Genomic DNA, 20,304 nt, shown 5'->3' on the forward strand with positions numbered 1-20,304 from the left:
GCGGGTATCAGCCGAGCAGTTCGACTTCCAGCTGGCCGAAGTGGAACTCCCGTACCACCTGGAGGAGTTCGTCCTCGGACAGCTGGCCGTCGTCGTTCTTGTCGACCTTCTGGAACGACTCGCCGGCCTGGGAGACCGGGACGCCGACGGCGGACAGCCAGGCCTGGAACTCGCGGGCGTTGATCTGACCGTCGTGGTCGTCGTCGCACAGGCGGATGAGCGCCTTCACGATGGGCGACAGGGCGCGGTTGAAGCTGGCCTCGCCCTCCTTGAACAGCATGTCCCCGGTGGCGTCGAGGAACTGCTGCCGGCTGATGGCGCCGCCGGCCTCGACGCCGGCCTTCTGGGCGAGGTACTCGTAGAGGCCCTTGAACGCGTCGTGAAGCTCCTGCACTTCGGGCGAGTCGGCGTTCTTGCCCAGGTTCTGGGCGATCCGCTCGGCCTCGCTCTGGAAGTCGCCGGCGTCGAGGACACCGTTGCCGTCGGTGTCCCACTTGTCGAAGCGCTTCGCCAGGCGCTCGTTGGCGACAGAAGTGCTCATGTGTTTCTCCTTGTTCTGGATGGATGCACGGCGATACGTGCTGCGGCACCTGGGCAGGGCCGCAACCGCGCAGGGCGGTGCCCGTGCGCGGGCTCTGGGGGCCGGCGACGGGCCGGCCGGGAGGGTGCCGGACAGGGGCCGGCGGGCAAGGGAGGATCAGAGAAGGGTGACTCTGCTGCCCACGGCCTTGCCGCGGGTGTCCAGCAGGGCGCAGCGGGCCCGGCCGAGCGCTTGACTGGCGTAGCAGGCGTGGTCCTGGAGCAGGATGGCCACATCGGCGTGGTCCATGGCGTCCTGGAGGTCCACGGCGCGTGGCAGGGTCCGGCCGTCGACGGTGAACTCGGCGACGTAGGGGTCGTGGTACCGCACGTCCGCGCCCGCGGCGAGGAGTCCGGCGGCGATCCGGCGTGCCGGTGTCTCGCGGACGTCGGCCACATCGGGTTTGTAGGTGACGCCGAGCAGCAGCACCCGGGCGCCCTCGGGGCGGCCGTGCGCTTCGGTGAGCAGGGTCAGCGCGCGGTCGACGACATGGCCCGGCATGCGGCTCAGTACGTCCTGGGCGGCTGCCAGCATGCGGAAGGGGAAGCCCTGGGATTCGGCCCGGGCGGCCAGGTAGCGGGGGTCGACGGGGATGCAGTGTCCGCCGATGCCGGGTCCGGGACTGAACGGTGCGAAGCCGAAGGGTTTCGACGCGGCGCAGTGGAGCACGTCCCAGATGTCGATGCCGGTCTCGTGGCAGAACAGGGCCACCTCGTCGACCAGGGCGATGTTGACGTAGCGGTAGGTGTTCTCCAGGAGCTTGGCCATCTCGGCCTCGCGGGTGCCCCGGGCGACGACGATCTGGTCCACGAACCGGGAGTAGAACGCGACGGCGTATTTGGCGCACAGCGCGGTGCAACCGCTCACGATCTTCGGGGTGTTGTGGATGTTCCAGGTCGTGTTGCCGGGGTCGATGCGCTGCGGGGAGAACGCCAGGTGGAAGTCCTCGCCCGCCCGCAGTCCGCTGCCGCGCTCCAGAAGGGGCCGTACGACGTCCTCGGTGGTGCCCGGATAGCTGGTGGACTCCAGGACGACGAGCATCCCGGGGTGCAGCCAGGCGGCGACGGCCTCGGCCGCGGCCTCGACGGCGGACAGATCGGGCAGGCCCTCCGCGGTGAGTCCGGTGGGCACGCAGATCACCACGGTCTGTGCGCCCTCCAGGACGGCGGGGTCGTCGGTGGCGCGGAAGCCCACGTCGAGCATGGCCGCTACCTCGGCGTCACAGACCCCGCCCACATGGGAGCGGCCCTCCGACAGGCCCTTCACCACCGTTCCGGACACGTCGTACCCCGCGGTGGCCACGCCGGCCGAGACGGCGGCTCGGGAGAGCGGCAGTCCGACGTGCCCCAGTCCCATGACGACGAGTTCGGCGGCCATCTGCGCAGGTTCTCCAGGGTGTGGAAGCGGGTGTGTGACGAACGGGCGGTGCGGGGCTCAGGCGGAGAAGCTGCCACTGCCGGGCGCCACGTGGGCGCCGTATCCGGGGCGGACGACGAGGCCGGGGGTCAGGCAGAAGGGGTCCCCGTACACCGTGACCAGCCGGTCGGTGCGGTTCGTCAGCACATGGGCGTCCAGCGGGAGTTTGTGGCACCCCTGCGGGTCGTGATAGACGGTCAGCGGCGTCAGTTCCGTCCTGAACACCACGACGTCGCCCTCCTCCGCCGCGCCGGCGGAACCGGCGGTGGCGCATACCGCGAACAGGGCACTGGCCGCGGCGAGCAGGGCGATCCGGGTACGGCGCATCTATTACTCCATTTCGGTGGCGTCGTTGAGTTGATTATTTTCTGGTGAGGCACCGGATAAGCACGGGACCACGGGCAAGCACCTGAACCGGCGACATGGTCAAGCAAGGTTGACGGAAAAGGGTGGCGACGGGCGCTGACGGCTTCTTGGCCGTACAGCGCCTTCACCATGGCACGGCCCGTCGGCGCCGTTCGGCCGAAGAAACCTTTCACTTTCCGGTGACAGCGGAGGAATTCCCGTCAGGCACGGGCGAATTCCACCGCTGTCCGGCGGGTCCGACGCAGCGTCCGCGGCGGATCAGCGCGCGCACAACCGGTCCAGTGCCGCCTGGCTCGCGTCATCCGCGGCCCGGAAGATCACCAAGCGCTGATCCGGGTCCTGAAGCGGCGTCAGTACCTCGAAGCGCACCGCCAGTTCACCGGCCTCCGGGTGCCGCAGCGCCTTGCGCCCGCGGCCGTTGACCGCGATGTCCCGCTCGGCCCACAGCCGCGCGAACTCCTCGTCGCGCTCGAGGAATTCGGCGATGAGATCGGTCAGCGCCGGATCGTCCGGGTGCGCGGCCCACGCGGCGCGCAGGTGGGCGATGCCCTCCCTCACCACGCGTTCCCTGTCGGCGTAGAGCTCGCGCATCCGGGGGTGCATCAGGCAGACCCACATCGAGTTGCGCCGTGACGGGGGCAGGGTGTCGAAGTCCAGGAGCAGCCTGGTCATCTCGTGGTTCCAGGCCAGGATGTCGTAGCGGTGGTTCATCAGCATGGCCGGCAGCGGCGACAGGTCGGCGACCAGCCGGGCAAGCGTCGGTGCCGCGCTGGTGGCGGGCTTCTCGGGGGTGCGGGGGCGCTGCCCGGCCAGGCCGAAGAGGTAGGCGCGTTCGGCGGGCGCCAGACGCAGCGCACGGGCCAGCGCCTCCACCACGTCCGCCGACGGCCGCATGCCGCGCCCCTGTTCGAGCCGCACGATGTAGTCGACGCTGATACCCGCGAGTTCGGCGACCTCTTCGCGGCGCAGTCCGGGGGTGCGCCGGGCCCGCCGGGGCGAGGGCAGACCGAGTTCGCGCGGGTCCAGCCGTTCGCGGCGGGTCCGCAGGAACGCGGCGAGTTCCTGTGTGGTGTCCACGGTGCGGGTCGTCATGCCGGTTCCAACAGCCAGGGTGGTACCGGCGTTCCCAGGAACCGCCCTCCCTTACCCCGGGCGGACCGCCGTCACAGCCTTGTTCTCGGCAAACGGATCACCACCGTGGGAGCACACGATGTCACTCACCCTCGACACCTACCGACTGCTGGGCCGCTCGGGGCTGCGGGTCTCACCGCTGGCGCTGGGCGCGGCGACCTTCGGCACCGACTGGGGCTGGGGTGCCGAAGAGGACGAGGCACGCAGGCTGTTCGACCTCTACGTCGAGCGGGGCGGCAACTTCTTCGACACCGCCGGCACCTACACCGACGGCACCTCCGAGCGTCTGCTGGGCGCGTTCTCCCGCGGCAGGCGCGAACAGCTGGTGCTGGCGACGAAGTACACGACGCTGCGCCGGCCCGGCGACCCGAATTCCGGTGGCGCGCACCGCAAGAACCTGTTCGCCTCGGTGCACGCGAGCCTGCGGCAGCTCGGCACGGACTACATCGATCTGCTCTATCTGCACGTGTGGGACGTCGCGACACCGGTCGAGGAGATCCTGCGCGGCATGGACGATCTGGTCCGGCAGGGCAAGGTCTTGTACGTCGCGATCTCCAACGCGCCGGCCTGGCAGGTGTCGCGCATGCAGACCATCGCCGAGCTGCGCGGCTGGTCGCCCCTGGTCGCGCTGCAGATCGAGTACAACCTGGTCGAGCGCGGCGGGGAACGTGATCTGATCCCCATGGCCCGCGAGATGGGGCTCGGCGTGATCCCCTATTCGCCCCTGGCCGGCGGGGTGCTCACCGGAAAGTACGGCCGCGCCGACCTGACCGGGGCGGACGCCGTGTCCGGCGCCGGCACCCGCAAGAGCCTCAACCTCGCCCTGGGCACGCTCACCGAACGCAGCCTCGCCATCGCCGACGTCGTGAAGGCGGTCGCCGCGGAGCTGGGCCGCACACCCGCCCAGGTCGGGCTGGCCTGGACCCTGCGGAATCCGGGCGTGACCGCACCGGTCATCGGTGCGCGCACCCCGGCGCAACTGGAGGACAACCTGGGCGCGTTGGAGGTCGACCTCACCGACTCCCAGCTGGCCCGCCTCGACGAGGCCGGCGCCATCGGACTCGGCTACCCGCACGACATGCTCGCCAGTGCCCACATCCGCGAGGTGACCACGGGCGGCCTGAAGATCGAATCCCGCCGCTGAGGCGGAGGCCCACGGCCGTACGGCGAGCTTCCGTCGGGCTCGCGACGACGGCCCGGTGCGATCGTCGGCGGCCGCAAGGCCGTCGAGAGGGCCCGGCGCCGCCGTCGGCGGGCCCCTCCGTGCCGTGGCGGAGGCGGTGACCAGGGCCTTCGCGGTGGCCTCGTCGCCGAGCAGGAGGAAACCCGGCACGCCCTGCGATCCTGGCCGCGCACCAGGGAGCGGCCGACGCGCCCCCGGGCGGCCGCCGACGCAGGCGACGCGCGGACCCGAAGCATGCTCGTCCTTCTCGGGGCAAGGGCCACCCCGGGGCCCGGTTCCACGCCCTCGCGGTGATCGTCCACGGGCGGGCCCGAGAGCGCGGCCCGGGGCGCGGCATACCCCTTGATCGGCTGTTCCAGGACGTCCGGTACGACCGCGCCCACGGACCCGGTCGCCCGTCCCCGACGTCTTTCCCCACAGGACATCCGGCCGCCTTCCGGACGAGGATGGGGGACGGAAGGGTCGAGTCATGGCACGGATGCTGGTCGACGGTGACGACGTGGTCGTACGCCTGACACTGCGGGAGCGGGCGGCCGTCCGCCGGCGCGATGTGCGGGTGCCGCTGGCCGCGGTGCGCCGGGTTACGGTCGAGGCCGACTGGTGGCGTGCCCTGCGCGGGGTCCCCCGGCACGGCGTCTCGATTCCCGGCGCCCGGAGCATCGGCACCCGCCGCCACCAGGCGGGGACGGACTTCGTGGTCGTACGGCTCGGCGAACCCGTCGTGTGCGTCGAACTCCGGCCGCCCGCGCCCTTCCGCCTCCTCTCCGTCGGCGCGCCGACCCTCGCGCAGGCCAGGGCCACGGCCCGCGCACTCGTCCGGGCCGCACCGGGCCTCGATCTGTCCACGCCCTGCCGGCAGCCGCTCCCGGTGCCCGAGGAGGACCCGGGCGGGGCCACCACCGCGCTGCCGGAAGCCGCGCCGCGTCCCCCGTTACCCCCGCTTCCCTGAACCGGCAGCGCCCGGACCGGCGTGATCGATCCCGCCCGTCATGCTTTCGGGCGGTTTGACCTTCATCGCTCTCCCCGCTGCGGCGCGGTGCCCCATGCTCCCTGCGGACCGCGGCCCGCGGTCCCAGGAGCGAGGGAGACACATCGATGAGCGCATCGCGACGTTCGGTGCTGGGCGCGGCCATGGCCGCGCCGTTACTGGCCCAGTTCACGGGTACGGCGTCCGCCGACACCGCCGAGCCGGGCGCGCTGGGCACGGTGTCCGACGGCTGGATCGAGGTCCGCTGGACCGAGCAGGCGCAGGCGCTGCTCGACCGTTTCCAGGCGGTGGTGGAGCCGGTGGCCCCGGCCCGGCTGGTGCAGGACGCCAAGGGCAAGGCCATCCGCTTCCCGGTGCGTTCCGGACAGGGCGACCCGGCGCTGACCGACCCGGCGCAGGCCCACGGCAACGGACGGCTCGACGGTGGGGTCCGGTTCCGCACACCGGACGGCACCGTGCAGGTGAGCGACCTGGAGGGTGCGCTGCGGGACGGGCTGGCGTCCGGCAAGGGCGTCGTCAACGGGTTCGAGGTCGCGCACCGCGCGGTGGCCCGGCCGGAGTGGCACGAGGGGGTGCTGAGGACGGAGAGCGTGCCGCTGGGCAGGCCGATGCGGGTCCGGATCGCCGATGTGCCGCTGCGGCCCACGCCGGAGATGGTGGAGACGTTCGGCACCGCCTTCGGCGAGGCCGGCTTCACGACCGCCACGGTGCTGGGGCATGTGACGGCCGAGGGCGTGTACACCCCGCCAAAGGCGTGACCACCGGTAGGACCGGACGGCCGTGAGGACCGGACGACGGCGTCGGTGACCGCCGGCCCGGGCCGGTCAGCCGGTGCGGGCCGGCTTCCCGTGTCCGGTCTGCGCGGGCAGGGCGCCGTCGCCGCCGAAGCGGCGCGCACGTGCCGCGTAGGCGGTGACGGCGTCACGCAGCCGGGCCAGGTCGTAGTCCGGCCATGGAACGGGGTCGAAGAACAGTTCCGCGTAGGCGAGGTGCCAGGGCAGGAAGTTGCTGATCCGCTGTTCGCCTGAGGTGCGCACCAAAAGATCGACGTCGGGCAGTTCCGGCACGTACAGGTGCCGAGCGAGGTCCGCGGGGCCGATGTCCTCGGGCCGGATCGCGCCGGACACCGCCTCCGCGGCCAGCGCGCGGGCGGCGGCGGTCAGTTCCTCCCGGCCGCCGTAGTCCACGCAGACGGTGAGCATCAGCACGTCGTTGTTGCAGGTCATGCTCTCCACCAGCGCGATCGAGGACGCGAGCGAGGTGTCGATCCGGTCGCGCCGCCCGCACCAGCGCACCTGCACCCCGAGGCCGTGCAGCCACCGCGCGTTCCGGGCGATCCCGTCGGCGAGAGCCTCGAACAGCGCGGTCAGCTCGTCCTGTGAGCGTTCCCAGTTCTCCGTGGAGAACGCGTACACGCTCAGGTGCCGGATGCCCAGCCGCAGTGCCGCGTTGACCAGCCGCAGGGTCGCGCGTTCGCCCGCTCGGTGGCCCTGCGGCGTCGGCAGACCGCGGGCCTGGGCCCAGCGCCGGTTGCCGTCCATGATCACCGCGATATGGCCCGGCACCGCTCCCGGCACGGGCCGGGCCGGGCGCCGGACCGGTTCGCCGTCGAGTCGCACCGGTTCGATGCCGGCCGTCAGCACCTCGGACCGCAGCAGGGTCACCTCGTCGTAGTGCGTCTGCGCGCCGAGCAGCAGGGAGTGCACGAACGGCTGGTACTCCTTCCCCACCATCCCGGTCACCGGCACCGCCTCGTCCAGCAACGTGCGCCAGTGGGCGAGCTGTACGTCCACGAACGCGTCCAGCGTCTCGCGGGGCGCGCCGCGCCGCAGGTCGTCCATGTCCAGCCCGAGCCGGCGCAGATCGCCCTTGGGCAGGTAGCAGCGGCCCGCCGCCAGATCGGCCGGCAGGTCCTCGAACAGGTCCGCCATCTGACAGGCTTCGGCGAGCACCGACACCAGTCGCAGGGCCTCCGGCCCCCGCGGCTCCGCCAGGGCGGCCCACAGCTCGGCCGTGGCCCCCGAGCACCCCCGCAGATAGCGTCGCAGATCGGCGAAGGACTCGAAGTCCGGCACCGCCGCGCAGTCCGCGGCGATCGTCTCCAGGTACTCCTCGACCAACGCGCGGTCGAGGTCCCATCCGCGCACCGTGTCCACGAACGCGCGCCGCACCGGATGCGCGCTGTGCCCGGAGCGCAGGTCGGCCATGGTGTCGGCCCGCCAGCGGGCGAACCGCTCCACCCGGTCCCCGGGCGGGCCCTCGTCGGCGATCCGGTCCGTGCACACCACCCAGCCGGCGATCGCGTACACGAACGGGCGGACCGCTTCGGGCAGGAGCACCCCGATCGCCGTCCACAGCCGGCCGAGATGCCGCCGCACCTCGGCCTCGCACACCTCGTACGCCTCGCGTAACTCCGGTGCGACCCCGAATTCCCCTTCACTGCGGTGCACGTGCGGACCTCCCCTTCCGGCCGCCTCGGCGGCGGCCTCCGCCAGTGCCAACGACCCATCGGCCGCTCGGTGGCGAACCGCTCGGCGGCTTCCCGGAAGTCCCGTGGCGGGCGGTGCGGCCGGGCCGGCGAAAGACCTGCTCGGCGCGCGCACCGGCCGCCGGGCTTCGGCCCTTCGAGTATCCGCGCCGCCCGTCTGCGGACCCGCGGAGTGTCGTACCCGCTCGCGGCGGGCGTCGGCGGTGCATGGTGGACACCGCCCCGCGCGGCCGGCCGCGCGGGGCAACCGGGGGCGCGGGGCACGAGTGGGTGAGCGCGGCATCCGAGGAGGCGAACGGTGGTGAGCACCGACCGGGTCGATGCCGCGGCGGAACGGCTGATGGGCACGGCGCAGTACTTCTTCCCCGGGAGCCGGTCGGCCGACCGGCGGGTGCTGTACCGCGAGGGCGGCCGGAACGCGGAGGAGTTCCACCGGGAGCGGTGGCGCCACGACCGGGAGGGCAGGGCATGGCCGGTGACCTGCTCGTCGTGCCCCCGGCGCGGCACGGCCTGGCGGCCCTGGACGGTTCCGCGGTGCTGCTGACCGTCGTTAAGACCGCCTGACCTCGGCGTCCACCCGGATGGCACCGTCGCGTCGTACGCGACGAGCGGTCGTCTCTGGCATTCTGACGCGGTGTCATCCGGGCAGGGCGGAGCACCTTCGCGGGCGCCCGGCACGCTGCCACCAGAGCCGGGGTGCCAACGCCCCCGGATGCCCACGGTCGGTCCAGCGCGTGGAGGGCGTTCATGACACAGACACGTTCAGGGCCGGGCGGCCCGGACGTCACCACCCGTGAACCCCGGGTGCCGTCGGGACAGCGGGTCCGGGACTATCTGACGACCACCGACCACAAGAAGATCGCCCATCTGTACTTCGTCACCTCGTTCGCGTTCTTCCTGTTCGCCGGCGTGCTCGCGATGATCATGCGTGCGGAACTGGCCCGGCCGGGGCTCCAGTTCGTCACCAACCAGCAGTACAACGAGCTGTTCACGATCCACGGCACGATCATGATGCTGCTGTTCGCCACCCCCACCTTCGCCGGGTTCGCGAACGCCGTGATGCCGTTGCAGATCGGGGCCCCCGACGTCGCCTTCCCGCGGTTGAACGCGTTGTCGTACTGGCTCTTCCTCTTCGGAGGGCTGATCGTCCTCTCCGGTTTCCTCGTCGACCAGGGTGCGGCGCCGTTCGGCTGGTTCGCCTACGCGCCGCTGAACAACGCGGTGCACTCCCCCGGCCACGGCGGCGACCTGTGGGCCATGGGGCTGGCGGTCGCCGGGGTGAGCACCACGCTCGGCGCCGTCAACTTCATCGCGACGATCGTGTGTCTGCGGGTGCCGGGGATGACGATGTTCCGGATGCCGATCTTCACCTGGAACATCCTGTTCACCTCGATCCTGGTGCTGCTGGCCTTCCCGGTGTTCACCGCGATCCTGCTGGCGCTGGTGGCCGATCGCGCCTACGGCGCCCACATCTTCGACTCGGCCTCCGGAGGGGCGCTGCTGTGGCAGCACCTCTTCTGGTTCTTCGGCCATCCGGAGGTCTACATCGTGGCGCTGCCGTTCTTCGGCGTCGTCACCGAGATCATCCCCGTGTTCAGCCGCAAACCGGTCTTCGGATACGTCGGCATGGTGGGCGCCACGATCGCGATCACGATGCTGTCGGCCGCCGTGTGGGCCCACCACATGTTCGCCACCGGCGCGGTGCTGCTGCCCTTCTTCTCCCTGATGTCCTTCCTGATCGCCGTCCCGACCGGCGTCAAGTTCTTCAACTGGATCGGCACGATGTGGCAGGGCAGCGTCTCCTTCGAGACGCCGATGCTGTGGTCGGCCGGCTTCATGGTGACCTTCCTGCTCGGCGGGCTCAGCGGCGTCGTCATCGCCTCGCCCGCCCTGGACTTCCATCTGACCGACACGTACTTCATCGTCGCGCACCTGCACTACGTGCTGTTCGGCACGATCGTCTTCGCCATGTTCGGCGGCTTCTACTTCTGGTGGCCCAAGATGACGGGCCGGATGCTCGACGAGCGCCTGGGCAAGATCCAGTTCTGGTCCCTGTTCGTCGGCTTCCAGACCACCTTCCTCGTCCAGCACTGGCTGGGCGAGATCGGAATGCCCCGCCGGTACGCCGACTACCTGCCGGCCGACGGCTTCACCACTCTGAACACCATCTCGACCATCGGGTCCTTCCTGATCGGGCTGTCCAACCTGCCGTTCCTCTACAACATCTGGAAGACCGCGTACTACGCGCCCAAGATCGACGTGGACGACCCCTGGGGCTGGGGCCGCTCCCTCGAATGGGCGACGTCGTGCCCGCCGCCCCGGCACAACTTCACCTCGCTCCCCCGCGTACGCTCCGACTCCCCCGCGTTCGATCTGCACCATCCCGAGGTGCGGCAGGAGCTGCCGGAGCAGGCCCGCGGAACGGTGGAGCCGACCCCCGACACGCTGGGAGAGCAGAGCGAATGAAACACGAGGCGTACATGTTCGCCGGTGTGGCCGTCTTCTTCCTCCTCACCGACGCCGCCTACATCTGGTTCGCGCGCGAACCGGCGGGCACGGCCGCGCTGACCGTCGCCTTCTGCATGTCGTCGGTGATCTCGTTCTTCTTCCTGATCAACTACCGGCGCAAGGGCACGCGCCCCGAGGACCGGCAGGACTCCGACATCCGTGAGCGCAGCGGCGTCGTCGACTTCTTCCCGCCCTCCAGCGGCTACCCGGTCGTCACCGCGCTGGGTGCGGCCGTGATCGCCGTCGGCATCGTCTACGGGGTGTGGGTCGTCCTCCTCGGTTTCGGCCTGCTGTGGCCGGGGGTGTTCGGCCTGGTCTTCCAGTTCGGGAACCGGGAGATCCGATGAGGCGGGGACGGCCGCGCACGGCCCGGTGCACGGCGCGGGCAGCCCGTCCCCGGCGGGCCGGTCCCGCTCACTGCTCGCCGCCGGCCCCGCCCGACACCGGGTCCGCCGTACGGCCCGTGACCTGGAGGCGCTCCTCCGCCGTCGTGGGCAGTTCGACCCGGTCGCGGTAGTACCAGGAACTCAGCGCCGCCCTGACGCGGCGACGTAGCGGGGCCTGGCGCCCGGGCGCCGGCAGGGGCAGCGGGCGCTCCCGCACCAGCAGCCGGTAGCGCCGCTCCCGGTCGAGTCCCGTGTGGCTCTCCCCCATGCCGCCGGCGAGGTCCTGGTGCACCACCCCGGTCTCCTCCCCCTCCCGGTACAGCTGCCGCTCGTGCAGTTGCAGCGCGAGGCACAGGCGCCGGGTGAGCAGGTACGCGACGACCGGACCGACGACAAGCGCGATGCGGAAGAGCCAGGTGAGGGCGTTGACGGAAAAGCCGAACTCGTAGGCCATCACGTCGTTGCCGCCGGCCATGAGCAGCACGGCGTAGCCGACGATGCCCGCCACCCCGAGCCCCGTGCGCACCGGCCGGTCTCGGGGACGGTCGCACAGATGGTGCTCCACCAGGTCCCCGGTCACCCACCGCTCGAAGACGGGGTAGGCGTACAGCACGGCGAACAGCAGCGCGGGCAGCACGATCGCGGGCAGGAAGACGTTCCACATGAAGGTGTGCCCGGCGACGGTGGTCTCCGCGGCCGGCATCAGCCGCAGCGCCCCCTCCAGGAAGCCGACGTACCAGTCGGGCTGGGCGTCGGTGGAGACCTGGTCGGTGATGTAGGGGCCGTAGTTCCACACGGGGTTGATCTGGGCGACCGCGGCCAGCACCGCGGTGACGCCGAAGGCGATCAGGAACAGTCCGGTGGACCGCGCGGTGAACGAGGGGTACATCGGCTGGCCCACCACGTTCCGGTTGGTCTTGCCCCGGCCCGCCCACTGGGTGTGCTTCAGATAGACGACCAGGACCAGGTGCACCGCGATCAGGGCGATCAGCAGGCCGGGGACGAAGAGCACGTGCAGGATGTAGAGCCGCTGGCCGAGCAGCGTGCCGGGGTAGGCGCCGCCCCAGACGAAGTAGGCCAGGGACGTCCCGACGACGGGGATCGACATCACGATGGTGTTGGCGGTGCGCAGCCCCGTGCCGGACAGCAGGTCGTCCGGGAGCGAGTAGCCGCAGAAGCCCTCCAGCAGGGCGAGCATGAACAGGGTCACGCCGATGGCCCAGTTCAGTTCCCTGGGCCTGCGGAACGCGCCGGTGAAGAAGATCCTGAGCATGTGGACGCCGATGGCGGCGACGAAGACGAGTGCCGCCCAGTGGTGCATCTGGCGGATCAGCAGACCGCCGCGCACCTCGAAACTCACGTGCAGCGTCGACGCGAACGCCTTCGACACCAGCAGTCCCCGAAGCGGCGCGTACGAACCGGTGTAGGGCACCTGGACCAGGCTGGGGTCGAAGTAGAGCGTCAGATAGCTGCCGGTGAGGACGAGCACGACGAAGCTGTAGAGGGCGATCTCGCCGAGCAGGAAGGACCAGTGGTCGGGGAACGCCTTGCGCATCAGCTGCCGGGCCAGTTCCGACACCGGTGCGCGCCGGTCCGTCACCACATAGGCCTGGAATGCGGCCTGTCGCGCCTTCGCCTCGAGTACCGCCCTGCGCCGTCCCGTCGGCATGCCCGCACCACGCTCCTCCACGTCCCGCCCGGCGCCGCTGTGCCGCGCGGCTCGATCGGCCGCGCGGCACAGCGGAAGTGCCGAGTGCCGCGTGATTCAATCTTGGGCAAGATCCACCGGCCTGTTGCGCAGGCTTGCCGAGGGCACACGCATTTCGACGGCGGTCGAGGGAGCGGCAGTGGACAGTGGGAGCGGCATCATCGAGGAACTGACGGCGGACCACCGCGAGATCCAGCGCCTGTTCGACCGTATCCGCTCCTCGTCGCCCCGCGGCGACGAGCGGAAGACTCTGGTGGAGCAGGTGAGCATAAACCTGGTCCGCCATTTCACGGTGGAGCGGGAACACCTGCATCCGGTCCTGCGCCGGTACCTGCCCGACGGGGGCGCCCGCGTCGAACGGCGACTCGACGGGCAACGCCGGATCGAGGAGTTGCTGACGTCCCTGGAAGCCGAGGAGGCGGGCAGCGAGAGGTTCGGGCGTCTTCTGCTGTCCGTGCTGGACCGTGTCACGGAGCACGTCGTCGAAGAGGAACAGCTCCTGCTGCCGCGCCTCCAGGCGCTGTGTCCCGCCGATGTCCTGCGGGATCTCGGGGGCAAGGCCCGCAGGGCGCGGGCGTCGGCGCCGACCCGTCCCCGGCCCGGCGCACCCGGCTCGGCTCCGTTGACGAGGGCCACCGCGCAGGTGTGGGGCCCGTGGGACCGGCTGCGCGACCTCGTCACACGCCGCGGCAGGCCGTGAGGCGGTGGCCCGGGTCCGTGTGCCGCCCCGGGTCCCACGGAACCGCTCGGGGACCGTCGCCCGTGGTCACCACGGCACGGGGGTTCCGTCCCAGGAGAAGAACGCGCCGGTCGGCCCGTCGTCCGGCAGGAGAGCCAGTCGTACGGCTCCCCGGGCCGCCTCGGCCGGGTCGCCGCCCGTGGCCGCCCGGTGGCTGAGGTCGGTGGCGCGCCGGCCGGGGGCGAGCGCGTTGACCTTGAAGCCGTCCTCGGCCAGCGTCTGGGCGTACAGGACGGTGAGGGCGTTGAGCGCGGCCTTCGACGACCGGTACGCGGCCGAGGCGCCGCTGCCGGGGGTGAACTGGGGGTTGGGGCTCGTGCTCCAGGTCAGTGATCCGGTGCCGCTGGAGATGTTGACGATCCGGGGGTGCGGGGAGCGGCGCAGGGCGGGCAGGAAGGCGTTGGTGACGGCGGCGACTCCGAACACGTTGGTCTCGTACGCGCTCCGGAAGTCGTCCAGGGTGGTTTCGGTGGGCGGGGCGAGCGAGGGCAGGACGCCCGCGTTGTTGACCAGTACGTCGAGGCGGTCCAGTCGTGCCGCGGCCGTGGTGATGCTGTCGGGATCCGTCACGTCGAGGACGAGCGGGCGCGCGTCGCCGCCGATCTCCTCGACGGCCCGCCGCCCGCGCCCGGCGTCGCGGGAGCCCACGTGCACGACGAACCCCTCCGCCAGGAGCAGGCGGGCGATGTGCAGGCCAATTCCCTTGTTGGCACCGGTGACCAGTGCTGTGCGATCGTTCATGACAGCCACGGTCCCCTGGCGCCGACGACCCTGCCAGGGACCACCTGTACCAGGCAACGGGAAGAGGCGAGGCGGCATGGCCCGGCAGGAACTGGCCCGCTTCCTGCGGGAGCGCCGCGCGGCCCTGCGGCCGCACGAGCTGGGGATGCCCACGAGCGTCCCGCGCCGCACCCCGGGCCTGCGCCGCGAAGAGGTGGCGGAGCTGGCCCACATCTCCGTCGACTACTACGTGCGCCTGGAACAGGCCCGTGGCCCCCGCCCGTCGCCCCGCGTCCTGGACGCGCTGGCGCAGGCACTGCGCCTGGCCCCGGCCGAGCGCAGCCATCTGTTCCGCCTGGCCGGCACGAGTGCGCCGCCGCCCGCCACCGGGGCCGTCCGGCGGGTGCGCCCGCATGTGGCCCGGATGCTGCGGCGCCTGCCGGAGACCGGCGCGATCGTCACCGACGCCGCCTACGGCATCGTCGCCTGGAACCCGCTGGCCCAGGCCCTGCTGGGCGGTGATCTCGGACGGGGGACGACGAACCTGGCGCGGCGCCGGTTCCTCGGCGAGGGGCGGATGTACGAGAGCTCCGGCGCCGAGGAGTTCGGGCACATCGTGGTGGCGCGGCTGCGCCGGGCCGCCGACCGCTACCCGCACGATGTCCGGCTCGCCGCCCTGTTGGCCGAACTGCGCGCCGGGAGCGAGGAGTTCCGGCTGCTCTGGGAGACCCGCCCGGTCCACGCCCCCGGGCACCGTGCCAAGACGCTCGCCCACCCGACGGCCGGCGAGCTGCGGCTGAACTGCGATGTTCTCCTGGTCCCCGAGGACGACCAGGAGGTCGTCCTGATCACGGCCGATCCCGGGTCCTCCTCGGCGAGGGCGCTGCGTGAGCTGACGGCGAGGGCCGGGCCTCCGTCCGGGTCGCGGTCCGGCGGCCGTCGGCCGGTGCCTCAGTGCCGGACCGGCGGGCAGTAGCCGGTCTGCTCGCCGATGCTGTTGATCTCCGCGTTGGAGCGCGGGTCACCGGCATAGTCGACCTGGTTCGTGCAGCTGACGCCCGGCTTCTTGGGCGTGCCCGCCGGCTTGCTGCCCTTCTCCGGCGCCGGGCAGTGACCCGTCTGCTCACCAATGCTGTTGATCTCCGCGTTGGACCGCGGGTCGCCCGCGTAGTCGATCTGGTTGGTGCAGCTCACGCCGGACTTCTTCGGCGTGCCCGCCGGCTTGCTGCCCTTCTCCGGCGCCGGGCAGTGACCCGTCTGCTCACCAATGCTGTTGATCTCCGCGTTGGACCGCGGGTCACCGGCGTAGTCGATCTGGTTGGTGCAGCTCACGCCGGACTTCTTCGCGCTGCCCGAGCCCGTGGTCGCGGCCGAGCCCGCGCCGGACTTGCCGGCCGAGGCGCCGGGCTGGGCGCTGCTCGCGGAACCGGCCGACGAACTGGCCGTGACGGAAGGGCTGGAGGAGGGCGAGGCGCTGTCCGAGCCACTGCCGCTACAGGCCGTGAGCGACAGACCGACGGCCACACCGGCGACAGCGAGCATCGAGACCTTGCGAACACGCATCGGATTCCCCCTTGGGTCGGGTCCCGCTCCTGGTGAGCGGGCTTTGCGTCTATCCAGACAGAGCCGCCGCGACCCCGGTTGCGTGGCGATCGACGCTGAGACATTCCTGTGACAAGGCGTTGCGAGACACCTGCCGACCAGCCGCGACCGAGCGGGCGCAGAAGCCTGGGCGGGTCACGGTGCCGGGTCCGTCAGCGCCGTGTCAGCGGCGCCTGGCAGTCTCTTCCCTGTGAACGGCACCGGGCACCGACCCGGAGCCGGGAGCGAGGAGAGGTGCCCGGAGTGGTTGATCGGGGACCGACGAGCATGCCTCGGGGTCGGATCCGCAAGGGTCCACGCAGGTTCGAATCCTGCCCTCTCCGCAAGGCGCGCGCGAGCGGGGCCCGTTGACGGGCGCAAGGGAGGCGGACCGCTGGCCGGCAGCGGTCCGTGAGCCCCGGCCCAGGGCGCGCCGCGAGTGGTCTCACTCGGCGGGGAGCGATTCCAGGAGGCTCTGTACGATCTTCAGGTTCCCGCTGTCCGCCGCGTCGCCGAAAGCGAGCGCCCGGCGGAGGCAGGAGCGGGCCTCCTCGATCTCCCCCAGTTCGGCCAGCACCCTGCCCAGCTCCATCCGCACGTCGGCCTCCAAGGAGGGGACTCCGAGCTGCTGGATCCGGCGCAGGTCGCCGCGCAGGTGGTCGGCGGCCTCCCGCCACCGCCCCAGAGCGGCCAGGTCGCGGCCGAGCGCGGTATCCGCCGTGAGACGCACGAGGTCGGCGACGTGCCCGGTCAACCGGCAGTCGGGCGCGTCCAGGAAGGCGAGGACACGCTCGTGCAGGGCCAGGGACTCCTCGGCGCGGCCGAGCTCGCGCGGCTCGTCCGGTAGGAGAGCATGGAGAAGGTCCAGCCCTCGTGGTCGCCGGCGGCTTCGAACAGGTCGGCGGCGGCGCGGAGTTTCTCCATGCGCTGCTCGTCCCGGCCGAGCTGGCCGCAGGGCCACGACGCGTAGTACATCGCCCGGGCCTGCTGGGAGACATCCCCCGCGCGGCGGGCGTGTTCCAACGCCTCGTCGGCCCGTGCGACGGCCTCCTCCGCCCGGTACTCGTTGGCCAGCGCCCAGCAGTACATGCTGAGCTGGGCGGCCCGCAGTCGGGGATCGTCGAGCGCCGCGGCGGCTTCGCTGGACAGGTGGTAGACCTCGGTCCAGTAGCCCGAGAAGGCGCACACGTTGGCGAAGCCCTCCATGGCCTCGGCGGTCGCCGCGACCCGGGCGTGCTCACCCCGAGCGGCCGCGCCGCGCAGCGTGGCGAGCCAGGCGGAGGCCTCGCTCTCCAGCCAGGCCCGGGCCTGCTCGGTGGTGTCCAGAGGGACCAGGCCCGGCCAGGAGGACTGCTGTCCCTCGTCGCGGGCGTTGTCCAGCACCACGAGGCACTGGCGCTCGGCGAGCAGCGCCCGCACATGACTCTCGACGCGGAGCGGTGCCGCCGGTCCGGGTGGAACCGAACGGCCGCCGCGGACTGTCGAAGAGTGGTGCGGACACCTGAAGATCCTTCGGTCGCCGCAGGTCACAGCGTACCCGCCGGTCCCCTGGCGGTCGTTGTCCGGTCGGCTCCTCGCCCGGATCGCGAGCTTCCTACCCGCCCGCCTCGCCGAGGGACGCCAGGAGGTCTCCGGCGGCCTGCGCGACGGCGGCGGGGGCTTCGAGGGGGAGCAAGTGGCCGCTGCCGGGGACGGTGGTCAGGGATGCGTGCGGGATGTGGGGAAGAAGGTGCTCGCGCAGGACCCCCGGGGGTTCCACCACGTCGTGCTCGCCGGCCAGCACCGCCACCGGTACGTCGATCCGCCGTGCGGCCGCCGTGATGTCCCGTGCGATGCCCTGGAGGGGCCACTCGCTCCGGGCACCGGGGGCGGCGGAGAGGCTGTCGCGCACCGCGGTGGTCCGTGCCGGCTCGGTCAGCGGTACGGCGGTGAGGACGTGGTCGAGGGCGTGCCGCACCGTCTCCGGCGAGTCGTAGGCGTGGGAGAGGCCCTGCCGGTACTCCTCGGTCACCGTGGCGGGCGGTTGCGGCGGCCCGGGTGCGACGAGCAGCAGGCCCGCGAGTCCGGCCGGCCGGCGCGCGGCGAGGAGCTGGCTCACCTTGCCGCCCATGGAGTGGCCGACGAGGACGAACTGCCCGGCCGCACAGGTCTCGGTCACACGGGCGAGGTCGTCGGCGAGCCGGTCGAGGTGAAAGGGCCCGGGCAGCTCCCGTGAGCGTCCCCAGCCGCGCTGGTCGAAGCGCACCGTCGCCTGCGCGGGCGGCAGCTGGTCCAGCACGCGGTCCCAGGTGTCCGCGGAGCCACCCCAGTAGTGGACGAACACCAGGGCCGGTCCGGCATGGCCCGCCGTCCGCACCTCCAGCTTGCCGCCCGCCACGGCGACCATCCTTGTGGTTTCCGTCATCGTCATGCCTCTCCCGGCAGCCGTGGAGCGCGGCTGCCGCCGTCTCCTCGCTGCCGTGCACCGGTAGTCTGGCCTGGCTGTCAGGCCCGTCGTCGACAGTAGGCAGCGAACCGCCCGCGTGGTCGTCGAAAGGGACCCGGTCATTGTGGAAAACGGACACGATGCGGTACGGCAGCTGCGCTACCTGCCCGCGGTGGGGTCCTCGTACGGGGTGGAGGTCCTCGACTTCGCCGGGCTCCGTGCCATGGACCCGCACCGGCGACGCGTACGGCCGCAGCGTCCCGACTTCCACGTCCTCGCTCTGGTCGGCTCCGGAACCGGTGCGCACGAGGCCGACTTCCGCACCTCTGCGCTGGCGGCGGGCAGCGTCGTGTGGATCCGGCCCGGCATGGTGCACCGCTGGAGCGACATCGACGCCTGCGACGGCCCCCTGATCCTCTTCCGGCCCGGTTTCCTGCCCGGCTTCACCTCCGCGGAGGCCACCGCGCCCGCGTGCTGGGAACTGGACGGGGAACGCCTGTCGCTCGCCCTCCTCGCGGCCGAACACCTCGGTCGTGAGCACGGCGCGGCCGCCCGGACACCGCGGCCGGCGTCCCCCGCGCTGCTCTCCCACCTGCTGGCGGCGCTGCTCCTGTGCACGCTCCCCGACGCCCCCGCGCCACTGCGCTCGGCTCCCGCCGGCGGCCGTCACACCGAGGTGTTCCGCGCCTACCGGGCGGCCGTCGAGGAGCACTTCACCCACTGGCACCAGGTGGGCGACTACGCGCGGGCGCTGGGCTACGACGCCCGCACCCTGACCCGGGCGACCCGTGCCGCCGCCGGTACGGGCGCCAAGACGTTCCTCGACCAGCGCATCCTGCTGGAAGCCCGCAGACTCCTCGCCCACACCGACCTCCCCGTCGGCACCTGCGCCCGGCGCCTGGGTTTCCGGGACCTGGCCAACTTCACCACCTTCTTCCGCCGTCAGACCGGCACACCTCCTACGATCTGGCGCACGGCGTACGCCGCGACCGGCGCGCACCCCATCTGACACGACCGACGGAGCCTGCCTTGCCCCTCCCGATCACCCACGAGAACGCCGAACTGGTCGAGGTCGTCCGCATCCTCGATCCGCTGCGGCACTACAGCGCCGAGGACGTCAGCGGCGAGGAGACCGGCGTCTGGGAGGGGACGGAGGCCGTTCGGGCGCTGACCCTGATCGGTGCTCTGCCGGACGGCGACATGCGCCGCTGCTTCAACCCCGGCTGGGGCATCCGGGTGCACGGCGCCACCGGGCCGCTGTTTCGGCTGGCCTTCTGTTTCGAGTGCCACGGAGTACGGCTGTGGGGCCCCGCCGTGCCGGCCGGCCAGGAGGGCTTCCACGCCTTCGACGCGGACAGCGCTCCCGCCCGGGAACTGCTCCGCCGGTTGCGCGACACCCGGTCCGGTACGCCGGGGCCGTCGGGCCGGGGCGGGGATCAGTAGAGGAAGGGCGGCCGGGACAGGTCCCGAGCGTCGTCCACGACCAGGTCGGTGCCCGGCGAGCGGCCCATCAGCCAGGCCGGCAGGGAGCCTTGCGACCCGCGGACGACGGGCGCCGACGGGTCGCCGCCGATGACGTGGCCGGTGCCGGTGTCCGTGGCGTGCAGCCGCACGGCGGGGGCGTGTCCGCGGGTCCAGCGAACGATCCGGTGCCAGCCCTCGGGCGGCATCCTGCGGTACTCGGCCTCGAACGCGGCGGCGCTGTCCCTCAGATCGGCCAGGAGCTCGGCGGCGCCGCGGCCCGCTCCGCTCTCGATCTGCTCGGCCCGTGCGGCGAGGCTCGGGTACTCCGGTGTCTCCGTGCCGGTCCGGGCCCAGGTCAGCAGGTGCCGGCCGCCGTCGGCGTTGCGGGCCAGGTGTGTCAGCACGTGCCCGCGCGACCAGTCCGGCAGCAGTGACGGCGCGCGTACGTCGGCGTCGGTGAACTTGGCAGCCGTCCCGAGGAGTTGGCCGGTCGCGGCGGCGATCCGCGCCAGGGCCGCCGCGGGGTCGAAGTCCGTACGGTCGGTCGTCACGCCGACCCTTCCAACGCCCGCCTGCCCTGCCCCGACGACACGCCCTCCGACGGCGGGGCACGGGTGACGG

22 protein-coding genes and 1 pseudogene are annotated in these 20,304 nt (G+C 72.1%); 11 read left to right on the forward strand and 12 right to left on the reverse strand.

What is annotated here, in order from left to right; genetic code table 11:
- Positions 1-7: 7 nt before the first annotated feature.
- The 4 genes from BLW85_RS02665 to BLW85_RS02680 form a co-directional block, all read right to left on the reverse strand.
- Positions 8-541, reverse strand: a complete 534-nt coding sequence (locus tag BLW85_RS02665; protein WP_070029330.1) for an EF-hand domain-containing protein — start codon at positions 539-541, stop codon at positions 8-10.
- A gap of 156 nt (positions 542-697) precedes the next feature.
- Positions 698-1,957 carry a nucleotide sugar dehydrogenase gene (locus BLW85_RS02670; protein WP_074990350.1) on the reverse strand — a complete coding sequence of 420 codons (1,260 nt, stop codon included), beginning with the start codon at positions 1,955-1,957 and terminating at the stop codon, positions 698-700.
- Positions 1,958-2,014: 57 nt separating this feature from the next.
- Positions 2,015-2,323, reverse strand: coding sequence for a hypothetical protein (locus BLW85_RS02675; protein ID WP_074990352.1), 309 nt, complete (start codon positions 2,321-2,323; stop codon positions 2,015-2,017).
- Positions 2,324-2,620: 297 nt separating this feature from the next.
- The gene (locus tag BLW85_RS02680) at positions 2,621-3,454 is read right to left on the reverse strand and encodes a helix-turn-helix transcriptional regulator (protein WP_074990354.1); all 834 of its coding nucleotides are present in this window, start codon (positions 3,452-3,454) and stop codon (positions 2,621-2,623) included.
- Between the two features lie 118 nt (positions 3,455-3,572).
- On the opposite strand from BLW85_RS02680, the gene BLW85_RS02685 reads away from it, so the two are divergent.
- The 3 genes from BLW85_RS02685 (at position 3,573) to BLW85_RS02695 (ending at position 6,422) form a co-directional block, all read left to right on the forward strand.
- On the forward strand, positions 3,573-4,637 hold the full coding sequence (locus tag BLW85_RS02685) for an aldo/keto reductase (protein ID WP_074990356.1): 1,065 nt from the start codon (positions 3,573-3,575) through the stop codon (positions 4,635-4,637).
- A gap of 508 nt (positions 4,638-5,145) precedes the next feature.
- Positions 5,146-5,625 (forward strand): hypothetical protein, encoded by a 480-nt coding sequence (locus BLW85_RS02690; protein ID WP_074990358.1) that lies wholly within the window; start codon positions 5,146-5,148, stop codon positions 5,623-5,625.
- Between the two features lie 146 nt (positions 5,626-5,771).
- On the forward strand, positions 5,772-6,422 hold the full coding sequence (locus tag BLW85_RS02695; protein ID WP_070029336.1) for a hypothetical protein: 651 nt from the start codon (positions 5,772-5,774) through the stop codon (positions 6,420-6,422).
- Between the two features lie 66 nt (positions 6,423-6,488).
- Here the strand turns inward: BLW85_RS02695 and uppS are convergent, their stop codons facing one another.
- Entirely contained in the window at positions 6,489-8,114 is a 1,626-nt protein-coding gene (gene uppS / locus BLW85_RS02700; RefSeq protein ID WP_074990360.1) for a polyprenyl diphosphate synthase, read from the reverse strand.
- Between the two features lie 339 nt (positions 8,115-8,453).
- Here uppS and BLW85_RS02705 point away from each other — a divergent pair, with 339 nt between their 5' ends.
- The 3 genes from BLW85_RS02705 to ctaF all read left to right on the forward strand — a co-directional run bounded on the left by BLW85_RS02705 (position 8,454) and on the right by ctaF (position 11,007).
- Positions 8,454-8,696, forward strand: a complete 243-nt coding sequence (locus BLW85_RS02705; RefSeq protein ID WP_074990362.1) for a hypothetical protein — start codon at positions 8,454-8,456, stop codon at positions 8,694-8,696.
- A gap of 203 nt (positions 8,697-8,899) precedes the next feature.
- Positions 8,900-10,618, forward strand: a complete 1,719-nt coding sequence (gene ctaD / locus BLW85_RS02710; protein WP_070029338.1) for an aa3-type cytochrome oxidase subunit I — start codon at positions 8,900-8,902, stop codon at positions 10,616-10,618.
- On the forward strand, positions 10,615-11,007 hold the full coding sequence (gene ctaF, locus BLW85_RS02715; RefSeq protein ID WP_070029339.1) for an aa3-type cytochrome oxidase subunit IV: 393 nt from the start codon (positions 10,615-10,617) through the stop codon (positions 11,005-11,007). The genes ctaD and ctaF overlap by 4 nt, the downstream gene beginning before the upstream one ends.
- Positions 11,008-11,074: 67 nt before the next feature.
- Here ctaF and qcrB read toward each other — a convergent pair whose 3' ends face one another.
- Positions 11,075-12,715 carry a cytochrome bc1 complex cytochrome b subunit gene (gene qcrB / locus BLW85_RS02720; protein ID WP_074990365.1) on the reverse strand — a complete coding sequence of 547 codons (1,641 nt, stop codon included), beginning with the start codon at positions 12,713-12,715 and terminating at the stop codon, positions 11,075-11,077.
- Between the two features lie 178 nt (positions 12,716-12,893).
- On the opposite strand from qcrB, the gene BLW85_RS02725 reads away from it, so the two are divergent.
- Positions 12,894-13,454: a hemerythrin domain-containing protein gene (locus BLW85_RS02725; protein ID WP_074990367.1), complete on the forward strand. Its 561-nt coding sequence runs from the start codon at positions 12,894-12,896 to the stop codon at positions 13,452-13,454.
- Between the two features lie 66 nt (positions 13,455-13,520).
- Here the strand turns inward: BLW85_RS02725 and BLW85_RS02730 are convergent, their stop codons facing one another.
- Entirely contained in the window at positions 13,521-14,234 is a 714-nt protein-coding gene (locus BLW85_RS02730; protein WP_070029342.1) for an SDR family oxidoreductase, read from the reverse strand.
- 76 nt (positions 14,235-14,310) lie between these two features.
- Between BLW85_RS02730 and BLW85_RS02735 the strand changes: the two genes are divergently transcribed.
- Positions 14,311-15,189 (forward strand): helix-turn-helix transcriptional regulator, encoded by an 879-nt coding sequence (locus BLW85_RS02735; protein ID WP_079172238.1) that lies wholly within the window; start codon positions 14,311-14,313, stop codon positions 15,187-15,189.
- Here BLW85_RS02735 and BLW85_RS02740 read toward each other — a convergent pair.
- Complete coding sequence (locus BLW85_RS02740; RefSeq protein ID WP_074990369.1) at positions 15,165-15,776, reverse strand: hypothetical protein; 612 nt, start codon at positions 15,774-15,776, stop codon at positions 15,165-15,167. The genes BLW85_RS02735 and BLW85_RS02740 overlap by 25 nt on opposite strands.
- 267 nt (positions 15,777-16,043) lie before the next feature.
- Between BLW85_RS02740 and BLW85_RS39175 the strand changes: the two are divergent.
- Positions 16,044-16,138, forward strand: a pseudogene (locus BLW85_RS39175).
- A gap of 101 nt (positions 16,139-16,239) precedes the next feature.
- Here BLW85_RS39175 and BLW85_RS02745 read toward each other — a convergent pair.
- The 3 genes from BLW85_RS02745 to BLW85_RS02755 all read right to left on the reverse strand — a co-directional run bounded on the left by BLW85_RS02745 (position 16,240) and on the right by BLW85_RS02755 (position 18,204).
- Positions 16,240-16,548: a tetratricopeptide repeat protein gene (locus tag BLW85_RS02745; RefSeq protein WP_074990371.1), complete on the reverse strand. Its 309-nt coding sequence runs from the start codon at positions 16,546-16,548 to the stop codon at positions 16,240-16,242.
- The gene (locus BLW85_RS02750; RefSeq protein WP_074990373.1) at positions 16,545-17,213 is read right to left on the reverse strand and encodes a hypothetical protein; all 669 of its coding nucleotides are present in this window, start codon (positions 17,211-17,213) and stop codon (positions 16,545-16,547) included. The genes BLW85_RS02745 and BLW85_RS02750 overlap by 4 nt, the downstream gene beginning before the upstream one ends.
- Before the next feature lie 175 nt (positions 17,214-17,388).
- Complete coding sequence (locus BLW85_RS02755) at positions 17,389-18,204, reverse strand: alpha/beta fold hydrolase (RefSeq protein WP_079172239.1); 816 nt, start codon at positions 18,202-18,204, stop codon at positions 17,389-17,391.
- A gap of 139 nt (positions 18,205-18,343) precedes the next feature.
- Between BLW85_RS02755 and BLW85_RS02760 the strand changes: the two genes are divergently transcribed.
- Both BLW85_RS02760 and BLW85_RS02765 read left to right on the forward strand, forming a co-directional pair.
- A complete protein-coding gene (locus BLW85_RS02760; RefSeq protein ID WP_074995944.1) occupies positions 18,344-19,228 on the forward strand; it encodes an AraC family transcriptional regulator in 885 nt (294 codons plus the stop codon).
- 20 nt (positions 19,229-19,248) lie between these two features.
- The gene (locus tag BLW85_RS02765) at positions 19,249-19,662 is read left to right on the forward strand and encodes a hypothetical protein (RefSeq protein WP_074990377.1); all 414 of its coding nucleotides are present in this window, start codon (positions 19,249-19,251) and stop codon (positions 19,660-19,662) included.
- On the opposite strand, the gene BLW85_RS02770 is transcribed toward BLW85_RS02765, so the two are convergent.
- Positions 19,656-20,234 (reverse strand): maleylpyruvate isomerase N-terminal domain-containing protein, encoded by a 579-nt coding sequence (locus BLW85_RS02770; protein WP_074990379.1) that lies wholly within the window; start codon positions 20,232-20,234, stop codon positions 19,656-19,658. The two genes, BLW85_RS02765 and BLW85_RS02770, sit on opposite strands and share 7 nt — an antisense overlap.
- Between the last annotated feature and the right edge of the window lie 70 nt (positions 20,235-20,304).

Source organism: Streptomyces misionensis, from assembly GCF_900104815.1.
In the GTDB taxonomy this organism is placed as follows: domain Bacteria; phylum Actinomycetota; class Actinomycetes; order Streptomycetales; family Streptomycetaceae; genus Streptomyces; species Streptomyces misionensis.